Source organism: Pseudomonas sp. SDO52101_S400 (genome assembly GCF_054071635.1).
Genome location: NZ_JBSVWF010000017.1, coordinates 70,036 through 95,026, shown reverse-complemented (window position 1 = coordinate 95,026; position 24,991 = coordinate 70,036). Strand labels below are relative to the sequence as shown.

Genomic DNA, 24,991 nt, shown 5'->3' with positions numbered 1-24,991 from the left:
GCCGGACTCAAGCTGATATCATGCGACAACTTTCAAGCAGGGCAGAACACCATGAACCGTCAGAAAAAACTGCAACAGCTCTTCAAGGAAAAATCCAGAAAGGCCAACGCCAAACTGGCTCCCAAAAGCAACAAGCCGAAGTACATCAGCAAGGCAGATCGCTTGAAACTGGCGGCGGAAACGGCTCCAGAGTCCGTGGAAACCCCTGAGGCCTGATCAGGCAGGCGCGCAGTGGTACAGAACCACATAAGGTTTCCCTCAGGTACTCGGCGGCTTGGCCAGTTCAATCCCCGCCGCCCCCAGCCGCTTGAGAATCTCGAACAACAAATCACTCTTGGTCTTGCCGACAATCCTCGGGCTGTCGACGTAACCCGTTACAGTCAGGGTGATGCCATCGGGCGACAGTTTGCTGAAACGCACGAACGGCGCCGGTTTTTCGAGGATGATTTCGTGCTCTTTGTAGGTGTCGAGCAACAGGTTTTTGACCTGCTCGGGGTCGATGTCCAGCGGAAACATCAGCTCCAGTGTCGCCACGCCCTGGGCGCTGCCGCCGAGGGTGACGTTGCGCAGGTTCTGCGAAATCAGTTGTGAGTTGGGGACGATCACGATCGAGCGATCGCTGAGCTGGATCTCGGTGGCGCGCACATTGATCCGGCGGATGTCGCCCTCGACGCCGCTGATGCTGATCAGGTCGCCGACCTTGACCGGGCGTTCGGTGAGCAGGATCAGACCGGAGACGAAGTTCTTCACGATCTCCTGCAAGCCGAAACCGATCCCCACTGACAGGGCGCTGACGATCCACGCCAGATTGGTCCACTTCACGCCCAGCGAAGACAGCGCCAGCAACACCACCAGTGCATAGCCGATATTGGAAAACAGTGTGCTGAGCGAGGCGCACATGCCCGGGTCCATGTCGGTCTTGGGCAGGAATTCGTTGTCCAGCCAGCGGCGCAGGGCGCGGATCAGATAAATGCCGATCAGCAACGCGAGCATCGCGTTGAGCAAATGCCCGGGAACGATGTTCAGTTTGCGCAGACCGGCGCCGCCGAGAATCGCACCGATGTTGGTCACCAATTGGCCGAGGGTCGTGCCGATGCCACCCACGAACAATGTGATCACCGCCAGTAGCACCAACGCAGCGCGGCCCACACCTGCCAGCAGGGTCGAGGCTTGTTCGAGGCGCCGGTCGCCGACACCCAACAGTTGCTTGAGCGCCTTGCCGCTGGAATGGCGGGGCGAGAAGAAGTATTCGCAGCTGTCCTTGAGCAACTGCATCAGCAAGTAGAAACCCGACAGCACGATAAAGGCCCACACCACTTCATAGGTGATGAACCGTGCCAGCGACACATACCCGGTCAGCAAGGCACCCAGCGACGCAACCATCGCCAGGGTTGTAACGCTGTAAATCACCCCGGCAAGGGTGTTGCCGGTCACTTGCGGATCTGCGTTCGCCAGCAATGCCTTGCGCACCTTGCCAACGCGCATCAGCAGTACTGTGATGATGCCCAGCACCACCAGTGAGATCACACCACGGCCGGTGATCACGATCTGGCTGCTCATGCCGGACGCGTTGCCGACTTGCACCGCTGTCACCAGCACCAACAGCGTTGCGGCCAATATTCGTGCGTAGGGCTTGAGCGTCAGTGCCACCGGGTCGGCAATCACCGGCAACCGCCAGGATGGATGTTCGGTGGACAGCAACGCGCGGCTCAGGCCGGTGATCATCACGCAGGCGTACACGACTTTCTGGAACTCGTCGGAGAACGTCGCCAGGATCGGCGGCAGTGGCACATGCCGGGTGCAGGCGTAGTACAACAACTCCAGGGCAATCGCGGTGGTCGCCAATGTCGCCAGTGCTGAGGCGAACGCCAGCGAACTGCGACGCAGCCGTCCTTCCGGCATGCGGTGAATGCACACCCATGCCAGCCAACGGTCGGCGAGTCGTCGGCCCAGCGTCCAGACGATGAAGGCCAGCACCACCAGCGCACCGGTGTAAAAGCGTTGGCCCGGTCGCCAGGCTTCGGTGCCGGTTTCCTTGATCTGATCGACGAACATCTGCAGGCGCTGGCGATCATCAGAGTCAGGATCAACCAGTGGTGACCAGAAATCAGGGCTCAGTACGCTGTCAGTGCGCAGGGTGAGTTCGCTTTCCAGCAACGTACGGCGAATGCTGGCAATTTGTGTGATCAGGTCTGTGGCGTTCTGCTTGAGTGTCGCCAGGTTTTTCAGGGCGGTGTCGACTTTGGTCTTCTGCTCGATCAGCGTTGCCCGCTGTGCTGCGATGTCAGCCTGTTCGGCGGCAACCGTTTCCGTCGGTGTCGCCCCCAATACACCCAGTTGCACGGTCAGTTGAGCCTGCTGCGGCAACAGCGACGCCGACAACCGATCAATGTCCAGAATGAACGCCTGCACCCGATCCTGCGGACCTTCGAGCTGGTTGTAGTTGTTGGCGGACGAAATTTGCTGTTTGAGGCCGTCGAGGCGCTGTTGCAGCGCTTGCAAATCGTTTTGGCTGACCCCGGGAAGCGGGGCACCAATGTCGATTGCGTTCGACAAATCGGCGGCCGACACGGTTGTCAGGCCCGGGCCGAACAGTGGCAGAGCGACGAACAACAATAATTTCAATGCATTGCGCATGGGACGGGCTGCTTCCGGTTGATCACACAACCAATGAGGTTAGGTGATCGTTCGACCGCTGCATGATTTTCCGCTGCTAATCCTGGCTTAATGCTTATCCGTTGATATCGCCGGCACTTGATTGTGAATCCCTTTTTTCGCAACTAAACTTCCGGCCATGAAACGCTACCTGCGGTTTTGTCTCATCTTCCTGATCAGCCTGGCGCTTCCCCTCAGCGGGATGGCGGGCGTACAGGCACCGACAGAACCCTGCCCGATGCAAGCCATGGGCATGGCGATGATGGACGGCATGGGCATGGACTGCTGCAAGGACATGAAAAGCCCCACCGACCACGGCACGCCTTGCAAGCCGGGTCAGGAGTGCAAGACCGGCGGTGTGCTGCAAGTCTCCATCCTCAAGCCCCTTGTCACCGTGTTCAGCCCCGTGACACATACTTTCTTCAGTGATTCCCTGCCCGTAGCGACCCCGTCCGGGGTCTGGCGACCGCCCCGCGTCTGATTCCTGTCTCCCTTGAAAACTCATTCCGCCCGGGCGGAGTGGATTGGCTGTGCGCGTGTTTTGCGCCGCGCGCAGCGGACGATCACAGGAATCGTAAACATGACATTCAAGTGCACAGGTTGGCCCTTCGCGGCCGGCCTTGCGGCAAGCGTGCTCGCGTGGCCGGGCTTCGCCGCCGCGCTGACACTCGATGAAGCGCTGCGGCTGGCGGAAACCAACGCACCGTCGCTGAGCGCTCAAGATGCAAAAATCCAGGCCGCCAGCAGTGCCGCCATTCCGGCGGGGGAGCTGCCCGATCCGAAACTGGTGCTGGGCGTGCAGAACTATCCCGTGGGCGGACCGGATCGCTACAGCCTCGATAAAGACTTCATGACTATGCAAATGGTCGGCTGGCGCCAGGACATGCCCAACGACGACAAGCGCAAGGCGCGTATCGAAGTCGCCGAGGCTGGCGTCGAGCGCGCGGCGGCGGAACGTCGCGTCGAACGTCTGAAAGTCCGTCAGGCCACGGCGCTGGCGTGGATCGGCAGCTATTCGGTGGAGCGCAAACAGGCGCTGCTTCAGGACTTCTACAAGGAAAACCGCCTGCTGACCGATACCGTTCGAGCGCAGATCGCCGGCGGCCGGGCGCAGCCTGCCGATGCGGTGACGCCGAAGCAGGAAGCCACTCGACTGGCGGAGCAGGAAGACAACCTGACGCTGGAACGCACTCAGGCCCGGGCGGCGCTCAAACGCTGGATCGGTACCGCCGGTAACGACCAGCTCGAGGGCAACCTGCCGCAGTGGTCGGTCGAGCCCGCCACCTTCAATCATCAACTGCAACACCATCCCGAGCTGGCCGCGTTTGTGCCCATGGCCCGCGAAGCGCAGGCGAAGGTTCAGGAAGCAGTGTCCGAGAAAAAATCCGACTGGAGCTGGGAAGTGGATTACCAGCACCGTGGCCGCGAGTTCGGCGACATGGTCAGCGTGCAGTTTTCCTGGGATCTGCCGCTGTTTCCCGAATCGCGACAAAACCCGAAGATCGCCGCCCGGCAGGCCGAACTCAGCCAGCTCGAAGCCGAGCGTGAAGCCTTGTCCCGGGAGCACACCGAGCAACTGGAAAACGAGTTGGCCGACTACGCGCGGCTCGACCGGGCGCTGCGGCGCAGTCAGCAAAGCCTCGTGCCGCTGGCCAAAGAGAAAGTCGATTTAAGCCTGGCCAGTTATCGCGCCGGCAAGGGCGATTTGAACGCGGTGGTCAGCGCCCGCCGCGAACTCATCGAAGCCCGCCTCAAACAGATCGACGTAGAAGAACAGCGCGCACTGACCGCTGCGCGCCTGCATTTCGCTTATGGGGAGACCAGCCTGTGAACCTACAAAAACACAACAGCTTCTGGCTGGTCGGCCTCGCCCTTGCTGTGGGTGTTGCTGCGGGCTATGGCGTGGCTTATCAGCGCCTGCCTGGCGAAACCGGCGCGGCAGCGGAGCAGGGCACCGAATCCAAGGCCCTGTACTGGTACGACCCGATGTACCCGCAACAGAAGTTCGACAAACCGGGCAAGTCGCCTTTCATGGACATGCAACTGGTGCCGCGATACGCCAGCGAAGGTGCAGGCAATGCGACGGTCAGCATCGATCCGGGCCTGACCCAGAATCTGGGCTTGCGCACGGCGACGGTCACGCGTGGGGCCTTCACCTCAAATCTCGATGTGACAGGTGTGCTGGCCTTCAACGAGCGCGACGTGGCGGTGATCCAGACCCGCACCAGCGGTTTTGTCGAACGGGTCTACGCCCGGGCGCCGGGGGATGTGCTGGCGGCGGGGGCGCCATTGGCGGACATTCTCGTACCTGACTGGGCGGCAGCACAGACGGAGTTTCTGGCTCTCAAGCGTAGCGGTGACCACGACCTGATCGCAGCAGCGCGTCAGCGCGTGCAACTAACCGGCATGCCATCGAGCCTGATTGCCCAGGTGGAACGCAGCGGCAAGGTTCAGCCGAACCTCACCGTCACCAGCCCGGTGGGCGGCGTGGTACAGGAACTCAACGTGCGCACCGGCATGACCGTGGCGAGCGGCGAAACTCTGGCGCGGGTCAACGGTCTGGGCAGTGTCTGGCTAGCCGTGGCGGTGCCGGAAGCGCAGACCGGTTCCATCATCGAAGGGCAATCCATCGAAGCGCGTCTGCCGGCATTTCCTGGCACCGTGTTCAACGGCAAGGTCAGCGCCATTCTTCCGGACACCAACCCCGACAGCCGCACCCTGCGCGTGCGGGTCGAACTGGCCAACGCCGAGGGTCGCTTGCGGCCGGGGATGACGGCGCAGGTTCGTTTGAATCGTTCGACCGGTCAAAACAGCCTGTGGGTTCCGAGTGAAGCGGTGATCCGCACCGGCAAGCGGGCCTTGGTCATGCTGGCCGAAGACGCGGGTCACTATCGCCCGGTGGAAGTACGGCCCGGACAGGAAAGCGACGGCAAAACGGTGATCCTCCAAGGCCTGGAAGAAGGGCAGAAGGTTGTGACTTCCGGCCAGTTCCTGCTCGATTCCGAGGCCAGTCTGAAGGGCATCGTCGCTGCGCCGCTTGAGACGGAAGGTGAAGCCTCGGGGAGTCAGCCATGATCGCCGCGCTGATTCGCTGGTCCGTGGCCAACCGCTTTCTGGTGCTGTTGGCGACGTTGTTTGTCACCGGCTGGGGTGTGTGGTCGGTGCAGAGTACGCCGATCGATGCATTGCCGGACTTGTCCGACGTGCAGGTGATCATCCGCACGCCGTACCCCGGGCAGGCGCCGCGGATCGTCGAGAGCCAGGTGACCTATCCGCTGACCACCACCATGCTCTCGGTGCCGGGGGCGAAAACCGTACGCGGTTATTCGTTCTTCGGTGACAGCTTCGTGTACGTGTTGTTCGAGGACGGCACCGATCAATACTGGGCCCGCTCTCGGGTGCTGGAGTACCTGAGCCAGATCCAGAGTCGTCTGCCGGCCAGTGCCAAACCTGCGCTGGGCCCGGATGCCACCGGGGTCGGCTGGATCTATCAGTACGCGCTGGTGGATCGCAGCGGCCATCACGATCTTGCGCAGTTGCGCGCGTTGCAGGACTGGTTCCTCAAGTTCGAGCTCAAGACCCTGCCCAACGTCGCTGAAGTCGCCACCCTCGGCGGCATGGTCAAGCAGTATCAGGTGCAGCCCGATCCGGTAAAACTGGCCAGTCTCGGCATCACCCTGGCACAGGTGCGTGAAGCCATCGGCAAGGCCAACCAGGAAACCGGCGGTGCGGTGCTGGAGATGGCCGAGACCGAGTTCATCGTGCGCGCGTCCGGCTATTTGAAGACGCTGGATGACTTCCGGGCGATCCCGCTCAAACTTGGCGTCGGCGGGGTGCCGGTGACCCTGGGCGATGCCGCGACGATCCAGACCGGTCCGGACACGCGCCGGGGTATCACCGAACTGGACGGCCAGGGCGAAACCGTCGGTGGCGTGGTCGTTCTGCGCAGCGGCAAGAATGCTCGGGAGACCATCGCCGCGGTCAAGGCCAAACTCGACGACATGAAAAGCAGCCTGCCGCCCGGTGTGGAGATCGTCACCACCTACGACCGCAGCAAGCTGATCGACCGCGCCGTGGACAACCTCAGCCACAAACTGCTCGAAGAGTTCATTGTCGTCGCACTGGTCTGCGGGATCTTTCTCTGGCACCTGCGCTCGTCACTGGTGGCGATCATCTCGTTGCCGGTCGGGGTGTTGATCGCGTTCATCTTCATGCGTCATCAGGGGCTGAACGCCAACATCATGTCGCTGGGCGGGATTGCCATCGCCATTGGTGCGATGGTCGATGCCGCTGTGGTGATGATCGAGAACGCGCACAAGAAAATCGAGGCGTGGCACGCCGCCAATCCGGGGCAGGAACTCAAGGGCGAGCGCCATTGGCAGGTGATGACATACGCGGCAGCGGAAGTGGGGCCGGCGCTGTTTTTTTGCCTGTTGATCATCACGCTGTCGTTCATTCCGGTGTTCACCTTGCAGGCTCAGGAGGGGCGGCTGTTCGGTCCGCTGGCGTTCACCAAGACCTACGCGATGGCGGCGGCAGCGGGGTTGTCGGTGACGCTGGTGCCGGTGCTGATGGGTTACTGGATTCGCGGTCGGATTCCGGATGAGCGCCACAATCCGCTCAACCGTTGGCTGATCCGGATCTACCAGCCAGCCTTGGATGCGGTGTTACGCCGACCGAAGTTCACGCTGGTGGTGGCGCTGCTGGTGTTCGTCAGTGCCGCGTGGCCGGTCTCGCGTCTGGGGGGCGAATTTCTGCCGCCGCTGGACGAAGGCGATCTGCTTTACATGCCGTCGGCCTTGCCGGGTTTGTCAGCGCAAAAAGCCGCGCAGTTGCTGCAGCAGACTGATCGTTTGATCAAGACTGTTCCCGAGGTCGAGCATGTGTTCGGCAAGGCCGGCCGCGCGGAAACGGCTACCGATCCGGCGCCGCTGGAGATGTTCGAAACCACGATCCAGTTCAAGTCCCACGAGCAATGGCGCTCGGGTATGACCCCGGAAAAACTCGTGGAAGAACTGGACCGCGTGGTGAAGGTGCCGGGGCTGACCAATATCTGGATTCCGCCGATCCGCAACCGTATCGACATGCTTGCCACAGGGATCAAAAGCCCCATCGGCGTGAAAGTCGCCGGCAACGATCTGGCCCAGATCGATGCAGCAACCCAGGCCGTCGAACGCGTGGCCAAAACCGTGTCCGGCGTCAGTTCGGCGCTGGCCGAGCGACTTACCGGTGGTCGTTACATCGACGTCGATATCGACCGCAACGCCGCCGGTCGCTACGGGCTTAACATCAGTGATGTGCAGTCCATCGTGGCCGGCGCCATCGGTGGGGAAAACGTCGGCGAAACCATCGAAGGACTGGCGCGGTTTCCGATCAACATCCGTTACCCGCGAGAGTGGCGCGATTCGCCCGGCGCCCTGGAGCAACTGCCGATCTATACGCCCTCGGGCAGTCAGGTCACCCTCGGCATGTTGGCGAAAATCCGGGTCACGGACGGCCCGCCGATGCTCAAGAGCGAAAACGCCCGACCGTCCGGCTGGGTTTACATCGACGTGCGCGGGCGGGACATCGCTTCGGTGGTGGCTGATTTGCGCCGCGCGGTCAGCGAGCAAGTGAAGTTGCAGCCCGGCATGAGCCTGAGCTACTCGGGGCAGTTCGAGTTTCTCGAACGGGCCAATGCCCGCCTGAAGCTCGTGGTGCCGGCCACGCTGCTGATCATCTTCGTGCTGCTTTACCTGACGTTCGCCCGTTTCGATGAAGCGTTGCTGATCATGGCCACGTTGCCGTTCGCCCTGAGTGGCGGTGCTTGGTTTCTCTACCTGCTGGGCTACAACCTGTCGGTGGCCACCGGGGTCGGGTTCATTGCGCTGGCCGGGGTCTCCGCCGAGTTCGGCGTGATCATGCTGCTCTATCTGAAAAACGCCTGGGCCGAGCGTAAAGACCTGGGTGATCACTCCGAACGCGGGCTGATCGCGGCAATTCGCGAAGGCGCCGTGCAGCGCGTACGCCCCAAAGCCATGACCGTGGCCGTGATCATCGCCGGGCTTTTGCCGATTCTACTGGGCAGCGGCACCGGCAGCGAAGTCATGAGCCGCATTGCCGCGCCCATGGTCGGCGGCATGGTGACGGCGCCCTTGTTGTCCCTGTTCGTTATCCCGGCGGCGTATCGGTTGATGCGCCGCCGTCACTTGTCCGTTGAAAAAAACCAACCTGAAGGAAAAACCTCATGAAACTGATCCCGATCTCTGTTGCCGGCACGCTGGTTGCTTTCGCTTTTACCGTGCAGGCAGAAGACATGCCCGGCATGAAAATGGACGATATGCAGGGCATGCAAATGCAGTCCGCCACGCAACAGGCACCTGCGGCGAATGCCGAGGGCACGATCAAGGCAATCGACGCCACGAAGCACACCGTGACCATCGCCCACGGCGCGGTAGCCGCGTTGCAGTGGCCGCCGATGACCATGGGATTCGCTGCGACTCAGGAACAACTGGCCGGCGTGGCGGTGGGGGACCGGGTGAAGTTTTCGTTCCGGATGGAGGGCAGCAAAGCGACACTGCTTTCGATCAGCAAGTAAGGTCTAGGTATAAAAAAACCGGCGCGAACCATCGCGCCGGTTTTTATTCGGGTTTTCAGATCGAGCGCTGATTGACCCGCTGCATGAATTCCTCCGCCGACTCCTTGCGCTCCGAGTAGCGATCCACCAGATCCGGGCGATCACGCAGCAACAGCGTGAACTTCACCAGTTCTTCCATCACATCCACCACCCGGTCGTACAGCGCCGAAGGCTTCATGCGGTTGCCTTCGTCAAACTCCAGATAGGCCTTGGGCACCGAAGACTGGTTGGGGATGGTGAACATGCGCATCCAGCGGCCCAGCACGCGCAGTTGATTGACCACGTTGAACGATTGCGAACCACCGCAGACTTGCATCACCGCCAGGGTCTTGCCCTGGGTCGGGCGCACCGCACCGAGCGCCAGCGGCACCCAGTCGATCTGCGCCTTGAACACCGCCGACATCGCACCGTGGCGTTCGGGTGAGCACCAGACCTGGCCTTCCGACCATTGCATCAGCTCCAGCAGTTCCTGGACCTTTGGGTGATCGCCGGGCGCGTCATCCGGCAGCGGCAGGCCCGAGGGATTGAAGATGCGTGTCTCGGCGCCGAAGTGCTCCAGCAACCGCGCGGCTTCTTCTACCAGCAACCGGCTGAAGGAGCGTGGGCGGGTTGAGCCGTAGAGCAGCAGAATCCGCGGTTTGTGGAAGCCGTCGTCGCGGGTGGTTTTCTGAATCAATGAAGTATCGAGATTGGGCAGGTCGGTCATGACGGCTCCGGTCACAGCGTACTGATACGATCGAGCTCGCGCGTGAGGGCATCGCGGTCGAGTTGGGCGAAGGGCAGAGCGAGGAAGGCCCGGCAGCGGGTTTCGATTCGGGCGAGGGTGGCGTGGAAGGCTGCGTTGATGGCGGCCTCGTCGCCACTCACCTCTGACGGGTCCTCCAGCCCCCAATGGGCTTTCAGGGCCGGGCCGAAGTACACCGGGCAGGCTTCACCGGCGGCCTTGTCACACACGGTGATGACAATATCCGGCGGGTTGTCTTCGAAGGCGTCGTTGCCCTTGCTGCTCAACCCGGCGATGGAAATACCGGCCTCCTGCAACGTGGTCAGGCTGCGTGGCAGCACCTGGCCCTTGGGAAAGCTGCCGGCGCTGACTGCTTCGAATCCGGCCGGCGCCAGATGGTTGAACATCGCCTCCGAGAGAATGCTGCGGCAGCTGTTGGCGGTGCACATGAATAGAACACGCATGATCGATCCTCAGCAGCAGGCAAATGTATTCAGTGGGCGATCGCCCATGACTTCGAGCCGGGCGCTGTTTTCTTCCAGCCACGCGGTGTTGGCGGCCAGCGTGGTTTCAAGCAGCGTGCGAATCCACGCTGGCAGGTCGGGATTGAGCCGGTAGTAAACCCACTGACCCTGACGACGATCCAGCAGCAGGCCGCAGGTACGCAATTGCGCGAGATGACGGGAGATTTTCGGCTGACTGTCGTCCAACGCGCAGACCAGCTCGCAGACGCACAACTCGCCTTCGCGGGTGATCAGCAGCGTGGCCCGGGCGCGGGTTTCGTCAGCGAGGCATTTGAAAACGGTGGCGGGGGTGAGCATGAACGTGCCCTGAATACATATGGGGTTTCGAATATACGAATATCCATATGTGCTAGGCAAGCGCTCTGTTTGCTCAATCTTGCATCGGCGAAAGAGGGCGACTTGAGTTTGTGAGTCAGCGCTTGCTGAAGGCCAGCCGCGCCGCAAACAGCACGAAAATCATCCCGGTGGTGCGATCCATCCAGCGAATCACTTTCTCCCGTCGCAGAAACCCGGACAGCGGCTGCGTCGCGCCGATCAACACCAGCGACCAGATCAACCCGAGCACGACGTGAATGCTCACCAGTCCGAACGTCCACGGCACCAGCGGCTGCCCTTGCGGAATGAACTGCGGCAGAAACGACACGTAGAAAATCCCGATCTTCGGGTTGAGCACATTCCCCAGCATGCCCTTCAAAAACCAGTTGGCCCCGGGTTTGCCATTGGCCTCGGCGGGCGCCAGCGAGCGGCGAGGGCGCAGCAGCATGTTCAACCCGAGCCACGCCAGATATGCCGCACCGCAGTACTTCAACAGGTTGTAGGCCAGCTCCGACACCGCAATCAACGCCCCTAGCCCGAACGCCACCGCCGCGCCCCACAACAGGCAACCGGCGTTGATGCCCAACGCAGCACGCAAGGCCTGTTGTTTGCCTTCGACGGTGGCGGTGCGCAGGACCAGCGCGGTGTCGAGGCCCGGAGTCAGAGTAAGCAACGTAGCGGCAAGGGTGAAGGCGAGAAGGTTGTCGGCGATGGGCATGGCGCGTGGTTTTCCTGTTCTGGATGGGGGAACGGTAGCGGTTTCAGACGGGGGCATCCAGCAGGGAGATGAAGCGGGGTTGGCCACTGCAGTGGTTGAAGGTCAGGAGTTCGGAGAGGTCTTATAACGTAATAAGTTGCCTGGCTACTTCAGGTCCCCCTAAGACGTGATAAACCCAAGATCGTCATGTAGCATAGGGCCATCTATCCTCTCGCTAGTCGCTTCTACGCTAACTCAAGAAGGTTTGTAAATGATAAAAACTATCCCGATGTGGAAAATGGTGATGGACACCAAAGGCAAGATAATAGGGCTTTTATTGCTTGCAACCTTACCTGCTTTCATCGCTGGTGGTGCGTGGATGTTTGTTGAAGGGTTGCAGAAAGGGTTAATAAACCAGGCCATAATGGGGTTCATTGCAATGGCTTTTTTTGGTGCAGGCACCATTCTATTTGCACCGTCAAAAAAATATGTTCCCGGCAAAACGTTTTCGATGTACAGGAATAAAAAATTCAGTACAAAGACGTACGTAAATTACGGTTACGGAATCATTGTTTTAATTTTTGTCGTTTTTGCTGTTTTGTCTCCGAAAGATGCTTTGAAATCAATAGGTTATGGGTTGGTAGCTATCTATGGTCTTTATGTTTATTCCAAAAGTTTGAAGTTTCACGCGGATGTCGATTTTTCGGCAAATGAATATCTGGCCACCGCTCTGGGGTTTTCTGCAGGGGAGGAAATTCTGCTCAGCTATCAGAATTTCGATGCTGACGAGGTTAAAGCGGGTAGCAATGCTTTTGCTGCAACTGCGACCAAATTAATTGTAGCGTCGTTTGATGGGAATGCTTGGGCGAAGTTGTCAAAAGACCTGAACCAACTCTCGCGCATTGGGATCATTGGCAATGATAGCCAAACTTACGCCATTAAATTGGAGTTCAATGATGGTATCGATGCTTTGTTGTACATTGGACTCTATGACAAGCTCACATCAAACCCGTTTATGGTAATCCGAGGGCTGCTGGAAACGATTGATGCAAGTCTCCTGAGTGACAGTAGTGCACCACAGACAACCAAAAGACGTCGGGTGGTGGTCAACTCCGATACTTCAGCCGCGATTTCAGAAAATGTATCAACTGATGCAACGCTTGCCGCCGGGGCGCCTGTACGCAATATTGAGGTTGCTCCTGACGTGTTGAATGCTATTCAGAATGCCGAAGTCACTGTTTCCGGTCGCAGGCTGGAGCTTTAACAATGTCTCATTGCACGAAGTTTGAATTTTCGTATGTTGATGAAGAGGCCATTGCCAAAGCTTTCGGCAAGATGGGCCTTAGCCCGACAACTGGCCTGGTTTCAGTATTTGCCAGCGACTTCAGTAAAAAGGTGCTGAGCAAAATAGGCTATATGGGCCAGCAGCAATTCAGAGCGATTTGTGGCAAAACGGCTGATGAATTCAATTTGTTTGTTTGCCAGATTGAGGAGGGCTCCTACAAACTCCTCATTGAACGGGGAACTGTTTCGGCCAACGATGAAGCGATGATGGCTGATTTGGCTTTACGCTTTCAGAAAGCGTATGTCAGCGTAGCCATCGATGAAACCGTAAAACGCATAGATGCATCAGGTTTTCCATCGAGGGTGAAAGAAACTGGTCAAGGCTTTGAGGTTGAATTCGGACCCAGTTACGAATACAGCATTCACGTCACGTTTACAGGCGATCAAGTGACGGAAGAAGTGCATGGTGTCAAAGGCGATATTTGCACAAAACTCACTGAAGAGCTTGAGGCGCTTCTTTCCCGCCCGACTGCGGAGCTTGTGACCGAGTGGAAGCCCGCCTATACCGTAGTCCATGAAGAACAAACCCTTCAAATTCTCAGGGCCAATTTCTAGATGGAAATCAATGTGCATCATATGGACTTGAGCAGCGTTAACGGCCCCGGGTTGCGCTTGACATTATGGGTGCAGGGTTGTGCGCTGAATTGTAAGGGATGCTTCAATCAGACTACCCACGCTCGCGTAGCGAGTACGCTGATATCTGTTCATGACCTGGCAAAGAAGATCAACGCAATGGACATTGCAGGGGTTACTCTGTCTGGGGGGGAACCGCTCGACCAGGCGCCAGCCCTGGAACAACTGATACATGCCGTCGATGGCGAGAAGAACTGGATTCTTTATACAGGTTATACGCCAAAAGAAATATTCCAGAATGAGGCCATGATTCGAGTTGTCAAAGCCGTGGACTTGACGCTGGCGGGCCGGTATCTGCAAAACGCGAAACATCCCTATCAGCACAAACAAATTATCAAGACAAGCGATAGAGTCGATATTGACTTTTTTCGTGCCGGGAGACCTGTCGAGTTTGTTGTTTCAAACTCCGGGGTTACCAAAACCGGTCTTCCAATGCATGTATAACTTAGTTCAGGCGCAGGGATAACAGGCATGAGCCGTACCAAGCAGATAACAGATTACCTCAAGGCGCGTTACGCGATTCTGGTCATTGAAACTTTTGAGGAAGAGCGTGCCCTCAAAGAAATCTCTGAAATCGCCAAGGCACTTAGCCATCGTTTATTCGTCTGGAACTCGACGCTGGGTGTTCAGATAAATGGTGTCGTGGCCGGGGATAAAACCTTTGATTTGAAAATGGCCCTGGACTTTTGCGAAGAAAGAGCCAAGGAGGAGAGCAGCAAAAACATTTTTGTTTTTTGTGATGCTCATAATTACCTTACCCCAAGCTCGAATCCTGTCTATCGTCGTCGACTTCGGGATCTGGCCATAAATATTCGCTCGCGTGGATATCGAAGTAATTGCATCATCGTGGCGCCGAGCTTTGAAATTGCCAACGATCTTCAGAAAGAAATCACGTTGATTGATTTTCCTTTGCCGTCGAGAGAGGAAGTTAAAAGTCAGGTCAATGACTTTGTTAATTCCTGGCAAGGCAACAGTAGCGTCAAGATCGATCTGACTGGTGAAACCAAAGATAAACTTATTGACGCCGCTTTGGGACTTACGGGGTTAGAGATTGACAACAGTTTGTCTCGCTCATTGGTATCCAGTCTGAGTGTCAATGAAAGTACCGTAAAGGATCTGCTTTTCGAAAAGAAGCAAATCATAAGGAAGACAGGCATCCTGGAGTACATCGACTCCACGGTGAATCTTGAGGATGTTGGAGGGCTGGCGACTCTCAAGAAGTGGCTCCATTTACGCAGCCAGTGTTTTGGGCAGATGGCTCAGGAGTTTGGTGTCAAAACCCCGAAAGGCTTGCTCTTGACCGGAGTTCCTGGCTGCGGCAAGTCGCTGACGGCAAAGTGCATATCGTCTTCCTGGAATATGCCCTTGTTGCGTTTGGATATGGGAAAAATCTTCCAGGGAGTGGTGGGTTCTTCAGAATCAAATATTCGTTCCGCACTCCACACTGCCGAAGCCATTTCGCCTTGCATCCTGTGGATCGATGAAATTGAAAAAGGACTTTCCGGTTCTTCCGGAGGAGCCTCCGATGGTGGCACGGCCACACGCGTATTCGGCACACTGTTGACGTGGATGCAAGAAAAAACGGCGCCTGTTTTTGTATTTGCTACCGCTAACAACATCAATAGTTTGCCTCCGGAACTGTTGCGGAAGGGGCGGTTCGACGAAATATTTTTCGTTGATTTTCCGTCGACACAGGAAAGAAAGAAGATTCTTGAAATACACCTGAAGAAGTTGAAACGTGACCCGGAAAAATTTGATCTGGATCGGTTGTCTGCTCTGGGAGGCGAGTCGAATTTTGGTAAAGACGTCGTGCTTTCCGGTGCTGAAATCGAAGCGTGGGTCGGGGACTCGCTGATTGAAGCATTCTCACGGCGAATGAGCGGATCCGGTGACGAAAGTGACCTGACCATGGCTGATTTTGAAACGACTATTTCGCGTTTGGTACCCATGAGCAAAATGCGTAAAGACGAGTTCACAAAACTTCGTGATTGGGCGAATCAAAATGCAATCAGTGCTTCGGCTATGGTTGCCGGTCAGAACGATACGGAAACTCAAATCGGCGGCAGGCAAATTGATTTTTGAACTGCGGTGATTTTTCAGTGGGACAGCGTTTGGCATTGACGCTTTGCACTCCTTCCGTGGAGGCCGAGCTGAGCGGATTCCATGTTATCCATGGAGTCTCGGATAACCGCTACAAGCGCCTTTCCATTGACGAAACCAGAAAACGTGTTGGGTATGCGCCACTTGATGATGCATTCGACATTCTGGAGGGGCACGCACAACATGACTGAGCGCAAGTGCCCTTGCAACCCGACATAGCACATCGCTGAAGGCTCTCGCGTGTTCCGAATCACCAGAGCGCGCCAGAACCTTGGGCGTTTCATGTTGGGGCAGACGAAACACAGTCTCACAACTCAATCGCCCAGGTCTGGCTCACCAGTTCCTTGCCGAAGCTGAATATCGGCTCTTCCTCCACCAACTCAAACCCCGCCCGCTGATACAACTTGCGCGCATCCACCAGATTGCTCGTCGTCCACAGAATCATCTTTTTGTACCCGACATCCCGGGCAAAGCGCAGACACTCTTCAACCAGTCGGTTGCCGATCCCCAACCCCCGAGCACTGGCGTCCACAAACAGCATGCGCAGTTTTGCCGTGGTTTCGTCGTGCCGGATGACAAACACCGAGCCCACCACCTTGCCGTCCTTTTCCGCGATCCAGCAGCGCTCGCTGGCAGGGTCGAATTCACGCAGGTACTTGGCGACGATCTCGGCGACCAGCGCTTCGAACTCCCAGTTCCAGCCGTATTCGCGGGTGTAGATCACGGTTTGTTGCTGCACCACCAGCCCCATGTCGCCGGGTTGCGGGTCGCGCAACAGGTAGGTCGGCTGTTGGCGGCCCTCGAGCAAGGTCTGGATCTGCTTCATGGATTCGATCAATTGCAGCTGCTGCGGCTCGGTCAGGCGTTCGAGCAAGGTGATGACTTCCTGCCGCGACGCCTGTTCCAGCGGGGCGAGGGTCTCGCGGCCGAGGTCGGTGATGTGAAGCAGGCTGGCACGGGCGTCGGTGGCGGAGGGGACTTTCTGGATAAGGCCTTTTTTGTCGAAGCCGCTGATGATCCGGCTCATGTAACCTGCGTCCAGGCCCAGCATCTGCCGCAGGTCGGCACTGGTCAGATCGCCGCCGGAGGCCAGTTCGTAGAGAATGCGCAGTTCGGTCAGCGAGTAGTCGCTTTGCAGCAGGTGTTCCTGCAGGACGCCGATCTGATGGGTGTAGAAACGGTTGAATTGCCGGACGATGTCGGCTCGTTCAGTGATAAGGGGTGCGGACATGGCGGTTGCTCAGATGGTTGCCTTGAGCAACTATATAGTTGCCTGAGGCAATCAAGTCAAATGAATTGCTGACCAACGGCACCCTCCCTTATCCTGCGTGTTCATGGAGCCACACTCACAAGGAAAGAACGTGAAATTACTTGTTGCTGCGTCTGTATTGGCTGTTCTGGCCGGCTGTGCATCCCACGGCAAGAGCGACGAAACCATCTACCGGGAAGCTGCCGACGCCCACGTCATGACGCTTCCCGCCGGGCAGAATAAGGTCAGCCTGCCCGCCACCAAAATCCAGAGTCACGGCCTGATCGCCGACAATCTGGCGATTGCAGCCGGCGGCGGGGCCAACGCCACGCAACTCAAACAACAACTGCTGATCGCCAAATCTGCCGGCGAAAGCGGCTTCTTGATCATCGGTGCGGGGACTTCACTCGACGTGGCCATCATCAAGAACGCGTTTGAGTCGCTCGATCTCAATGGCATGCGTATCTACTATGCCGGCGGTGAAGATCAGAAGGATGCGGCGCGCAATGCCGTAGAAAAAGCCCAAGCGAAATTCCAATACATCAGCGTGCAATGAGGAAGGCTGTGCCACGACGTGCGCATTGAGAATGCACACGTCATGGCACGCTCGGCGTCGATCACGCCCGGGACAAACGCATACCCATATCGACGGTGCGGCTCTCAAACCCGAACTCCGCGTACATCCGAGCCGCGCGTTCATTGAATGGCCAGACCGACAATCTCAACTCCTGGGCGTCGTGTTCGATGGCCCAGTCTTTGACCCGCTCCATCAGTTGACGGCCGATGCCTTTGCCCCAGAAGGCCTCGGCGACGCACACCGAACCTATGCGCACGATGTTCATGGGTTGCATCAGCGGGCTGGTGCTGGCCGAGAGGCTCGCGGCGATGAAGCCTGCAGGCTGCTGGCCGACGTGCGAAATGAAGACAACCTGACCCGGTTTGTCGAAGTAGTTCATCCAGTGCGGCAGGTCACGGGCGAAATCTTCGGTGGTGGCGGTGTAGATGTCGGGGCGGGCGGCGTGGTGGACGGCGTTGAGCACCTGGCCCAGTTCGCAGACGGTCAATGCATCTTCAACGGTGGCGATTCTGTACTGCGTGGTTTCGTCCATGGGGTGTCAAGTTCCTTGAGTGGCGGGTGGCTGCATCAGTTCAGGAGGTCGAGGACGAAGTCCGTCGGATCGAACCGCTCGGTCGTGTCCATTCGAATATTTCTGAGGCTCACCGTTTCCAGGTGTGAGGGGTAGAGCGATTCAGAAAACCAGGTGATCAACAGGGTGCGGCGGCGTGCGCCGGTCGGGTTCAGGCTGCCGGCGTGGATCAGGTCGGCATCGAAGATCAGGATGTCGCCCGCGTTGCCCGTCAGTTGCACGGATCGGGACTCGTCAGTGAAATCGAACGGGGGTTCGCCCGGTGCGGGGCGATGGCTGCCGGGGACGAGGCGGGTTGCGCCGTTGTCGGGGCCATAATCGTCGAGATACACCAGTGCGATGACGGTGTCGCCGGGGCGTTGCGCCGACAAGTCCCGGTGCAACTGCTGGTGGCCGCCGTTCGCAAGCGGCTCGCGGCCCTCCACCTGGGAGAGGAAGAAGCGTTCTCCGATCAACTCGCCCACCACCGCCAGCATTGGCGGCAGACGACATACGCTCTGAACCTTCGGGTCGATGTCCAGCAGCGAGTGGCGCCAATCCATGCCACGGGGCACAGGCCATTCGCTTGAGGGTTTGATTCCGGTGTCGAACACCGTGCGAAGGTCCTCAAGCCGCGCTGTTGGAATCGCCTGACGTAACAGCACGTAGCCGTTTCGGTGAAGCTGTTCACGGTCAGTCATGGCTTTCTCGGTTTCAAATTCATCAAGTGCCGCCCAGTGCTGTACAGGCAACACCGTCATCAGTTCGCAAATGACCGGCTCAGAAACCCGTCGATCAAGGCCACAACCTGTTGCTGGATCACTTCACGCGAACGTCCGCCGCCATCCCCGCAAATGATGCCGTCGCCTGGCGAGTCTTCTTCCAGCAGCGCCACTGCACCGGGCTTGCACGATGCCACGAAGCTGAAATGGCTGGCATCGCTGATCTCGACATACTGCGACGATGCCGAAGGCAGGCGCTTGGCAAGATTGGCCGACTCCAGTTGGGCGGGCAGGTCCTCGGACGGCACGCCAGCACCGATCACCAGTGTTGGAACCGCCAGCGCGGCGAGGCTTGCGTCGGTCATGCCGCGTGACAGGCCCAGGTCCAGTGAAACAATCGCGCTGACGCGTTTGTCGCGCAAGTCCGCGCTCATCCGGCTCTTTGATTCTGGCGTGTCGGCCACGTTGATCGTCTTGTAGACGGAGCAACTGGCCAGTTTTTGATGGGCTGCGCAGTCCTTCGCAAAGCGCTCGGGATCGAACCGTGAACCGGCGATTTCGAGCGCGGTCCAGCCACCGAGTGAATGGCCGGCTACCGCAATTCGCCGCATCGAAACGGCACCCAGTTGCTCGGGCCGGGCGGTGACCGCATCGATGACGCGGCTGATGTCGGCAGGTCGTTGCCACAACTGTGCGGCGGCTTGAGGACTGCGGTCATGAGTCGTGGTGCCGGGATGGTTGACCGCCGCCACGATGTAACCCTGACGGGCCAAAGCGGTGGCCAGCCAAGCCTGGTTGCTCCAGTTCCCCCGATAACCATGAGAGAGCACCAGTAACGGATGCTCACCGGCAGCCGGTGGCGCATCGCGCACGGCGGACGTCCCGACGAACACGATATCGTCGGCAATCAACTGCGGGGTGGCAGTGGTCTTGGCGGGATACCAGACGACCATTTCCAGCGGACGGTCGTTGTGCGCGTCCGGCAGTGTGGCGGTCCGGAAGCCAATGGGGGATTCGTCAGCGTGTACGCTGCTGGAAAGGCAGATCAGAAGCAGGAGGCCGAAAGTTTTTTTCATTATTTTTCTTCCTTGATCAGATCGAGCAAACGGGACGTTCGCCCAGGCGTTCTACCAGCCTTATCAGATAACCGTCCGGATCCTGGACGAGAAATTCACGCTGGCCGACTTCGACGTCGTCAGCGCGATACCAGTTGTCTTTGCAGGTTCTGTAGAGTGGAAACTGCGCGATGCCAAGTTTTTCGATGATGGGAGCAACGGCCGCCACATCAATTTGCAGGTTGATGCCTCGTCCGAAGGGTTTGCTCAGTTCCGCCGTCAGCCACTGACCAGCATTCGGCTCAACTTGCTCGAGCATGACTTGAGCGCCATTCAGATCGAGATAGGCGAAGCCGTCTTCAGGGCGTTGATAGGCGATGTTGAATCCCAAACAGCCGACCCAGAAAGCGAGGCTGGTCTGCATGTTCGTGACCATTAACTCTGGAACCAGTTTGTTTCGTACAAACATAAGGTGAATTCCGTTTCATTGGATGTATTGCCAAGAGCGCAGCCGTTTTCTATACGAATCTAGTTCACATAAGGCTCATTCAGCTTATCCAGCGCCTCGACGATTGCGGTCGTTTGGGCCTTTGCCGCATCTTCAATGACCAGATCAACCACGGCCTGAACTTCCACCACTCTGTCGAACAGTGCGCGACCTTCCTGGGTGCTGGAAAGAATGCTTTCGGTTTCCTCGAGACTCTTGTTGTTGGCACGAATCATCACGTCGAGTTCTTCTTCGTTGAAATGGTCGGCGTAGACATCAATGATCTGGTTTTTGGTCGCTTCTCTATCCAGGTTTTTGGTCACGACTTCGCGAATGGTGTCGGTCGGCAGTGCCCAGTAGTGTGAGTTGAAGAATTCCAGCAATACGTCCAGGCGGGACTCGAAGTCGTCGTAGCGAGTGGACTCGACCAGCTCCCGAGCTTTGTCCTTGCTGCCACCGCAAGCAGTCAGAACCACAGCAAGTAATACAGCGAACGATATTGTTCTCAAACCCATGAGCGTCTTTCCTTGATCAATCTGCAGGTATGGATTGGGTGGCATGATTCAGATGCCAGGGGCCAGTGGCTCGGGATTCTATCGGGTCTTCAGAGATTTCTCGCGGTGATGTTCAAGGTAAGGCCCTGAGCCGCTCCGCCAACTCCAGCGCCACACGACCACTGCCCACCGTCGGCAACAGATGCGTGAAGGGAATATCGATCATCCGCCCCTCACGCACGGCCCGCAGGGTCGACAGCACGGGATCCTGCATCAGCAACTGACGCTTGCGACTGGCCGGCGACCATTGCGCGTCGGCCAGCAGGATCACGTCCGGGTCACTGGCGAGCAGGGTTTCGCGGCTGACGGTCACGCGGTACTGGTTGATGTCGGCGAACAGGTTTCGAGCCCCGGCAGCGGTCAGTAGCGTGGTGACGAAACCACGTCCGCCTTCGCTGTCCAGTCCGTTGACCTCGCTGTCGAGATAAAAAACCGACAGCGGCTTCTCCGGGCCGGTTAAAGCCTTGGCCTTATTCAGATCAGCGTCCATTGCGTTGCTCAACTCCCGTGCGCGCGGCTGTTTGTGCAGCAGGGCGCCGAGGGTCGAGAGGTCATTGCGGATGTGTTCAAAGTAATCCAGCGAGTGCCCGTTGCAGGCTGATTCCAGGAGATACGAAGCAACACTGTTGCGCCCCAGTCCGCTGCGTGACGTCACGCCATTGCCAAACGCCGTGGCGAAGCCGCCGACCACCAGATCCGGTTTCTGCGCGTACAGCACTTCGCTCGACGGATAGCGGGGCGAGATCACTGGCACGCCGAAATACTCGGTCTGAGGCGTACCGGTGTCATCCAGATAGGCAACGCCTGCCAGCGCAGGGCCCGCGCCCAACGCCAGCACGAGATCGGCGGCATGCTGATTGAGGGCGACAATCCGCAACGGTGGCGATGCCGGCAGGTGCCAGGTCTCGCCACAATTGCGGTAGTCATCTGCCAGAGCCGGAGAAGCGCAAAGCAGGGCGACCGCAAGCAAAAACAGCCTTCTCATGGACGCTCCTTGATCAGCAGATCTTCGACCACTTCGCCACCGACCAGATGCACCTCGACCAATCGCTGCGCATCAGCGTGGCTGCGTACGCCATACCAGCAGGTCTCCGGATACACCGTCATGACCGGCCCGAGATTGCACGGAAACTGGCAATGCGTACGCGTCAGCAAAACCCCGCCCGGTGTCTCGATGCGGTCATGCGCCAGCAAGTGCCGACGCAGGGTTTTCCATATCTGCAAGGCGCCGCGCTGAGCGCAGCGCGGGCCGGTGCAGAGGAACACGTGGCGGGCATGAGCGGGAACATGCGACCAGTCCGGGTGCGTGTCGACGCAGTCGATGGTTTTGATTTCAGCCATCAGAAACGGTACGTGTAGCGGACTTCGGAGGTGAATGGCCGCCCGAGGTTGTCGACGTTGTTCGAACGGCTGGTGACGTAATCGCGGTCGAACAGGTTTTCCAGCAGCAGGCTCAACCGGTGCTGATGGGCGCCGTCCAGGTAGCGATAAGCGTCGGCGTCCACCACCGAGTAGTGACCGTACTCGACCTGTTTCGAACTGATCACGTCGCGGATATAGCGGATCGCACCACCCGCGCCCCACATCCGGTCAACCGACTCGTAACCGATGCGCGAGCGGGCGAAGAAGCTCGGCACATCGTTCAGCGTCACTCCGGCGCGCGATTCGGTGAGGTTGCGGGTCATGTCCGCTTGCAGGCTCCATTGCTCGTTGAGCGCCAGTTTCGCGTCCGCCTCGAAACCGCGCATCTGGATCTGTCCCTGGCCGTTTACCCACTGGATGTCGTCGAGGGTGATCAAGTCGTCGATCTTGCGTTTGAACAAGGTGACACTGGCGCTGAAGTCGCGGTCAAGCAGCATGCCCTTGTAGTCGAGGCCGAGTTCGGCGTTGCGACTTTTCTCCGGTTTCAAATTGCGGTTGCCCAGTTCATCGCCCGGTTCGTTGACGAACAGTTGCTCGGCGTTCGGCAGTTTGTAGGCCGTGCCGTACTGGCCGCGCAGTGCCCAGTGTTCATTGAGGTCATACAGCGAAGTGAGCATGCCGACCGTGGCGCTGTCGCCGCCGCTCATGGCTTCGTGACGAATGCCGATGCTCGGGTGCCAGTCGGGCAGGGCGTCGATACGTGGGCGCAACTGGGTGTAGAGCGCGTGGGCTTCGGCCTTGTCGTTATCGATGATCAGCACATCGTCCTGACCCTTGAACCACTGGTTGTCCGTACCGAACACCAGCACGTGGCCGCCAGGCAATTCAGCCTTGCCTTCGGTCTGCACCCCCCAGTCGGTAAAGCCCCAGTAGTCATTGTGGTTGATGGTTTTTGTGCCGCCATCGGATGTGTTGTTGATGCGGGTGTAGCGGGTGTCCCAGTCGTTGATGTGGCCTTTGACGAAGTAGCTCAGGCGCTCGTTGAGGGTCTGTTCGAAGGTCGCCGTGGCAATCTGCTGGATGCGGTCGTTAGTCGTCTTGTGGTTGTCCACCGGGCGGGCGAAGTCGAGGTTGGCGTCGGCGTATTGGTAGAACAGTTCCAGGCGTGCGTCATCGCCAAAGGACTGAATGGCCTTGGCGCCGAAGGTGGTGACTTCGTAGGCGCGATTCTTTTCGCTGCTGTTCCTGATGTCGCGATTGCGAAACGGCTGATAGCCGTCCGAGACGTTATGACTGACGTACGCCAGCAGGCCCAGGTCGCCGAAACCGTTGGTGAAAATGTTCTCGACCCGCGCATCCTCGGTGGTGCCACCGAACGTATCCACGCCCAAGTTCACCTCGCCAGAGGCTTTGCGACTCTGCGGGCTGCGGGTGACGATGTTGATCACGCCGGACACGGCCTGCGTGCCGAACAGCAGGCTCTGCCCGCCCTTGAGCACTTCGATGCGTTCGATGGCGTTGGCCGGCAGGGTGTCCAGGTACAGGCCGCCATACAGGCGATTGTTCAGGCGCACGCCGTCGAGCAGGATCAGCGTGTCATCGTTGCGCCCGCCCAGCAGGGAATAGGTGCCGTAGTCGAACGGGCCGTTTTTCGGCGCGACGTACAGGCCGGGAATGAACATCTGCATGACGCGGCTGACATCGGCGCTGGGGCCGGCGCGTTCGATCTGCTCGCGAGTGACAATCTCGACCTTGCTGCCGAACTGCGCCATGTCGGCCACGGTCGTGGACTCCACGGATGGCGCGGAAACGATTTGCTGAGTGAGTTCGAGCGGCGCGTCATCCGCCATCAGCAGGGGGCTGAACAGACAGCCGAACAACAGGGAGGGAGCCGGGGAGTTGAAAGGTCGAATCATTGTCTTCTCGAAAGGATCTTCGCAGAAGAGCATGCAGGAGAAGGCATCGCGCACACGCCGACACCGGCCCATGCCCGCCCACCGCAGGATTTTGCCAAACAGCATTTCAGGCCGGTCTCCGGGCTCGCGCGTATGGACGCCTTCACCTTCCCATGGCCGTCTGGCCACAGTGGTGTGTCGAAAGCATCACGCGCCTACCGTTGCGGGGGCAGCACCGGACTTGTTCGAAAAGAACGTACCGGTTTCCCGTTTCACCCCATGCACGGCGGCATGGGACACCTGAAACAGGGCGGCATCTGAACATTCGGATGACCTTGCGTCAACTTCGTCGGTGATCGAATGAATGCGGTGGTGTACCCCAGCGACACAGGTGCAAGACTGAGATCAGCCCCGATATGTGAATCATCAGGCTGTGCCGGTGTTCAAGTAATCCCGGTCCCTGTTCATGCCAGATAACCCGCGACGCCGTCCCACCGCGGACTTCTCCGCCCGCCTCTGGATTTTGAGAAGTCCACGAGTTTTTTAGTAATGGGGTTGTGTTGCTTGGTGTCCAGCGGAGGGCAGTCGTAGAAGAAAACTCTGTAGAGCTCTTTTCTGGGGCGCTGCCGCGGCCTCTGCGTTTTGATCAAGGGCTAGCCATCGATCTTGAATGCCCTCTGCATTTTGCCGATGAGCAGTGACGGGGAGAAGATAAGGCCTAAGGAGTTGGCCTACAAGCCGGCCCTTTCTGGCGTATTTGTAGGCATTTACTCAAGGCGGTGTAGCCTGAAGGGAGAGTTCGTTGGTGTTTTAAACATTCACGTTTAAAACACCTTTATGTAACGAAGCACGCACCACACATTCCTACAAATTCCAGCAACAGTGTTTGTCCAACCTGCCGATTTTTCACCACTGTCTCACCCCTTAACATC

25 protein-coding genes and 1 riboswitch are annotated in these 24,991 nt (G+C 58.5%); of the genes, 11 read left to right on the top strand and 14 right to left on the bottom strand.

Annotated elements, in window-relative coordinates:
• Positions 1 to 51: 51 nt before the first annotated feature.
• Positions 52 to 216, top strand: a complete 165-nt coding sequence (locus tag ACW9HX_RS11295; RefSeq protein ID WP_457380669.1) for a DUF2986 domain-containing protein — start codon at positions 52 to 54, stop codon at positions 214 to 216.
• A gap of 42 nt (positions 217 to 258) precedes the next feature.
• Here the strand turns inward: ACW9HX_RS11295 and ACW9HX_RS11290 are convergent, their stop codons facing one another.
• Positions 259 to 2,637: a DUF3772 domain-containing protein gene (locus ACW9HX_RS11290; protein ID WP_457380668.1), complete on the bottom strand. Its 2,379-nt coding sequence runs from the start codon at positions 2,635 to 2,637 to the stop codon at positions 259 to 261.
• A gap of 157 nt (positions 2,638 to 2,794) precedes the next feature.
• Here ACW9HX_RS11290 and ACW9HX_RS11285 point away from each other — a divergent pair, with 157 nt between their 5' ends.
• From ACW9HX_RS11285 to ACW9HX_RS11265, 5 genes are all read left to right on the top strand, one after another.
• The gene (locus ACW9HX_RS11285) at positions 2,795 to 3,136 is read left to right on the top strand and encodes a hypothetical protein (RefSeq protein ID WP_457380667.1); all 342 of its coding nucleotides are present in this window, start codon (positions 2,795 to 2,797) and stop codon (positions 3,134 to 3,136) included.
• Between the two features lie 99 nt (positions 3,137 to 3,235).
• Positions 3,236 to 4,486 carry a TolC family protein gene (locus ACW9HX_RS11280; protein ID WP_457380666.1) on the top strand — a complete coding sequence of 417 codons (1,251 nt, stop codon included), beginning with the start codon at positions 3,236 to 3,238 and terminating at the stop codon, positions 4,484 to 4,486.
• Positions 4,483 to 5,730 carry an efflux RND transporter periplasmic adaptor subunit gene (locus ACW9HX_RS11275; RefSeq protein WP_457380665.1) on the top strand — a complete coding sequence of 416 codons (1,248 nt, stop codon included), beginning with the start codon at positions 4,483 to 4,485 and terminating at the stop codon, positions 5,728 to 5,730. Before ACW9HX_RS11280 ends, ACW9HX_RS11275 begins: the two co-directional genes overlap by 4 nt.
• Entirely contained in the window at positions 5,727 to 8,885 is a 3,159-nt protein-coding gene (locus ACW9HX_RS11270; RefSeq protein WP_457380664.1) for an efflux RND transporter permease subunit, read from the top strand. Before ACW9HX_RS11275 ends, ACW9HX_RS11270 begins: the two co-directional genes overlap by 4 nt.
• Positions 8,882 to 9,232 carry a copper-binding protein gene (locus ACW9HX_RS11265; RefSeq protein WP_457380663.1) on the top strand — a complete coding sequence of 117 codons (351 nt, stop codon included), beginning with the start codon at positions 8,882 to 8,884 and terminating at the stop codon, positions 9,230 to 9,232. The genes ACW9HX_RS11270 and ACW9HX_RS11265 overlap by 4 nt, the downstream gene beginning before the upstream one ends.
• A 55-nt stretch (positions 9,233 to 9,287) precedes the next feature.
• Here the strand turns inward: ACW9HX_RS11265 and arsH are convergent, their stop codons facing one another.
• From arsH to ACW9HX_RS11245, 4 genes are all read right to left on the bottom strand, one after another.
• A complete protein-coding gene (gene arsH, locus ACW9HX_RS11260; RefSeq protein ID WP_457380662.1) occupies positions 9,288 to 9,977 on the bottom strand; it encodes an arsenical resistance protein ArsH in 690 nt (229 codons plus the stop codon).
• Between the two features lie 11 nt (positions 9,978 to 9,988).
• Positions 9,989 to 10,459 carry an arsenate reductase ArsC gene (locus ACW9HX_RS11255; RefSeq protein WP_457380661.1) on the bottom strand — a complete coding sequence of 157 codons (471 nt, stop codon included), beginning with the start codon at positions 10,457 to 10,459 and terminating at the stop codon, positions 9,989 to 9,991.
• Between the two features lie 9 nt (positions 10,460 to 10,468).
• Positions 10,469 to 10,816, bottom strand: a complete 348-nt coding sequence (locus ACW9HX_RS11250) for a metalloregulator ArsR/SmtB family transcription factor (RefSeq protein ID WP_457380660.1) — start codon at positions 10,814 to 10,816, stop codon at positions 10,469 to 10,471.
• A gap of 115 nt (positions 10,817 to 10,931) precedes the next feature.
• A complete protein-coding gene (locus ACW9HX_RS11245) occupies positions 10,932 to 11,552 on the bottom strand; it encodes a LysE family translocator (RefSeq protein ID WP_457380659.1) in 621 nt (206 codons plus the stop codon).
• 283 nt (positions 11,553 to 11,835) lie between these two features.
• Here ACW9HX_RS11245 and ACW9HX_RS11240 point away from each other — a divergent pair, with 283 nt between their 5' ends.
• From ACW9HX_RS11240 to ACW9HX_RS11225, 4 genes are read left to right on the top strand one after another with little or no spacing between them, the layout of a single operon-like run.
• Positions 11,836 to 12,795 (top strand): hypothetical protein, encoded by a 960-nt coding sequence (locus tag ACW9HX_RS11240; protein WP_457380658.1) that lies wholly within the window; start codon positions 11,836 to 11,838, stop codon positions 12,793 to 12,795.
• A 2-nt stretch (positions 12,796 to 12,797) separates the two neighbouring features.
• The gene (locus tag ACW9HX_RS11235; RefSeq protein ID WP_457380657.1) at positions 12,798 to 13,430 is read left to right on the top strand and encodes a DUF2997 domain-containing protein; all 633 of its coding nucleotides are present in this window, start codon (positions 12,798 to 12,800) and stop codon (positions 13,428 to 13,430) included.
• Positions 13,431 to 13,952 (top strand): 4Fe-4S single cluster domain-containing protein, encoded by a 522-nt coding sequence (locus ACW9HX_RS11230; protein WP_457380656.1) that lies wholly within the window; start codon positions 13,431 to 13,433, stop codon positions 13,950 to 13,952.
• Positions 13,953 to 13,979: 27 nt separating this feature from the next.
• The gene (locus ACW9HX_RS11225; protein ID WP_457380655.1) at positions 13,980 to 15,590 is read left to right on the top strand and encodes an AAA family ATPase; all 1,611 of its coding nucleotides are present in this window, start codon (positions 13,980 to 13,982) and stop codon (positions 15,588 to 15,590) included.
• Between the two features lie 325 nt (positions 15,591 to 15,915).
• Here ACW9HX_RS11225 and ACW9HX_RS11220 read toward each other — a convergent pair whose 3' ends face one another.
• Complete coding sequence (locus tag ACW9HX_RS11220; RefSeq protein WP_457380654.1) at positions 15,916 to 16,839, bottom strand: bifunctional helix-turn-helix transcriptional regulator/GNAT family N-acetyltransferase; 924 nt, start codon at positions 16,837 to 16,839, stop codon at positions 15,916 to 15,918.
• A gap of 130 nt (positions 16,840 to 16,969) precedes the next feature.
• Here ACW9HX_RS11220 and ACW9HX_RS11215 point away from each other — a divergent pair, with 130 nt between their 5' ends.
• A complete protein-coding gene (locus ACW9HX_RS11215) occupies positions 16,970 to 17,413 on the top strand; it encodes a hypothetical protein (protein WP_457380653.1) in 444 nt (147 codons plus the stop codon).
• A 61-nt stretch (positions 17,414 to 17,474) separates the two neighbouring features.
• Here the strand turns inward: ACW9HX_RS11215 and ACW9HX_RS11210 are convergent, their stop codons facing one another.
• From ACW9HX_RS11210 to ACW9HX_RS11175, 8 genes are all read right to left on the bottom strand, one after another.
• On the bottom strand, positions 17,475 to 17,966 hold the full coding sequence (locus ACW9HX_RS11210) for a GNAT family N-acetyltransferase (RefSeq protein ID WP_457380652.1): 492 nt from the start codon (positions 17,964 to 17,966) through the stop codon (positions 17,475 to 17,477).
• Between the two features lie 35 nt (positions 17,967 to 18,001).
• Complete coding sequence (locus ACW9HX_RS11205) at positions 18,002 to 18,685, bottom strand: phytanoyl-CoA dioxygenase family protein (RefSeq protein WP_457380651.1); 684 nt, start codon at positions 18,683 to 18,685, stop codon at positions 18,002 to 18,004.
• Between the two features lie 59 nt (positions 18,686 to 18,744).
• Positions 18,745 to 19,782, bottom strand: coding sequence for an alpha/beta hydrolase family protein (locus ACW9HX_RS11200; RefSeq protein ID WP_457380650.1), 1,038 nt, complete (start codon positions 19,780 to 19,782; stop codon positions 18,745 to 18,747).
• 16 nt (positions 19,783 to 19,798) lie between these two features.
• The gene (locus ACW9HX_RS11195; RefSeq protein ID WP_457380649.1) at positions 19,799 to 20,230 is read right to left on the bottom strand and encodes a bleomycin resistance protein; all 432 of its coding nucleotides are present in this window, start codon (positions 20,228 to 20,230) and stop codon (positions 19,799 to 19,801) included.
• 59 nt (positions 20,231 to 20,289) lie between these two features.
• Entirely contained in the window at positions 20,290 to 20,763 is a 474-nt protein-coding gene (locus ACW9HX_RS11190; RefSeq protein ID WP_457380648.1) for a hypothetical protein, read from the bottom strand.
• A gap of 112 nt (positions 20,764 to 20,875) precedes the next feature.
• Positions 20,876 to 21,787 (bottom strand): ABC transporter substrate-binding protein, encoded by a 912-nt coding sequence (locus ACW9HX_RS11185; protein ID WP_457380647.1) that lies wholly within the window; start codon positions 21,785 to 21,787, stop codon positions 20,876 to 20,878.
• Positions 21,784 to 22,143 (bottom strand): (2Fe-2S) ferredoxin domain-containing protein, encoded by a 360-nt coding sequence (locus ACW9HX_RS11180; RefSeq protein ID WP_457380646.1) that lies wholly within the window; start codon positions 22,141 to 22,143, stop codon positions 21,784 to 21,786. The genes ACW9HX_RS11185 and ACW9HX_RS11180 overlap by 4 nt, the downstream gene beginning before the upstream one ends.
• On the bottom strand, positions 22,143 to 24,080 hold the full coding sequence (locus ACW9HX_RS11175; RefSeq protein ID WP_457380645.1) for a TonB-dependent receptor plug domain-containing protein: 1,938 nt from the start codon (positions 24,078 to 24,080) through the stop codon (positions 22,143 to 22,145). The genes ACW9HX_RS11180 and ACW9HX_RS11175 overlap by 1 nt, the downstream gene beginning before the upstream one ends.
• Positions 24,081 to 24,172: 92 nt before the next feature.
• Positions 24,173 to 24,378, bottom strand: a riboswitch (cobalamin riboswitch).
• Positions 24,379 to 24,991: the final 613 nt, after the last annotated feature.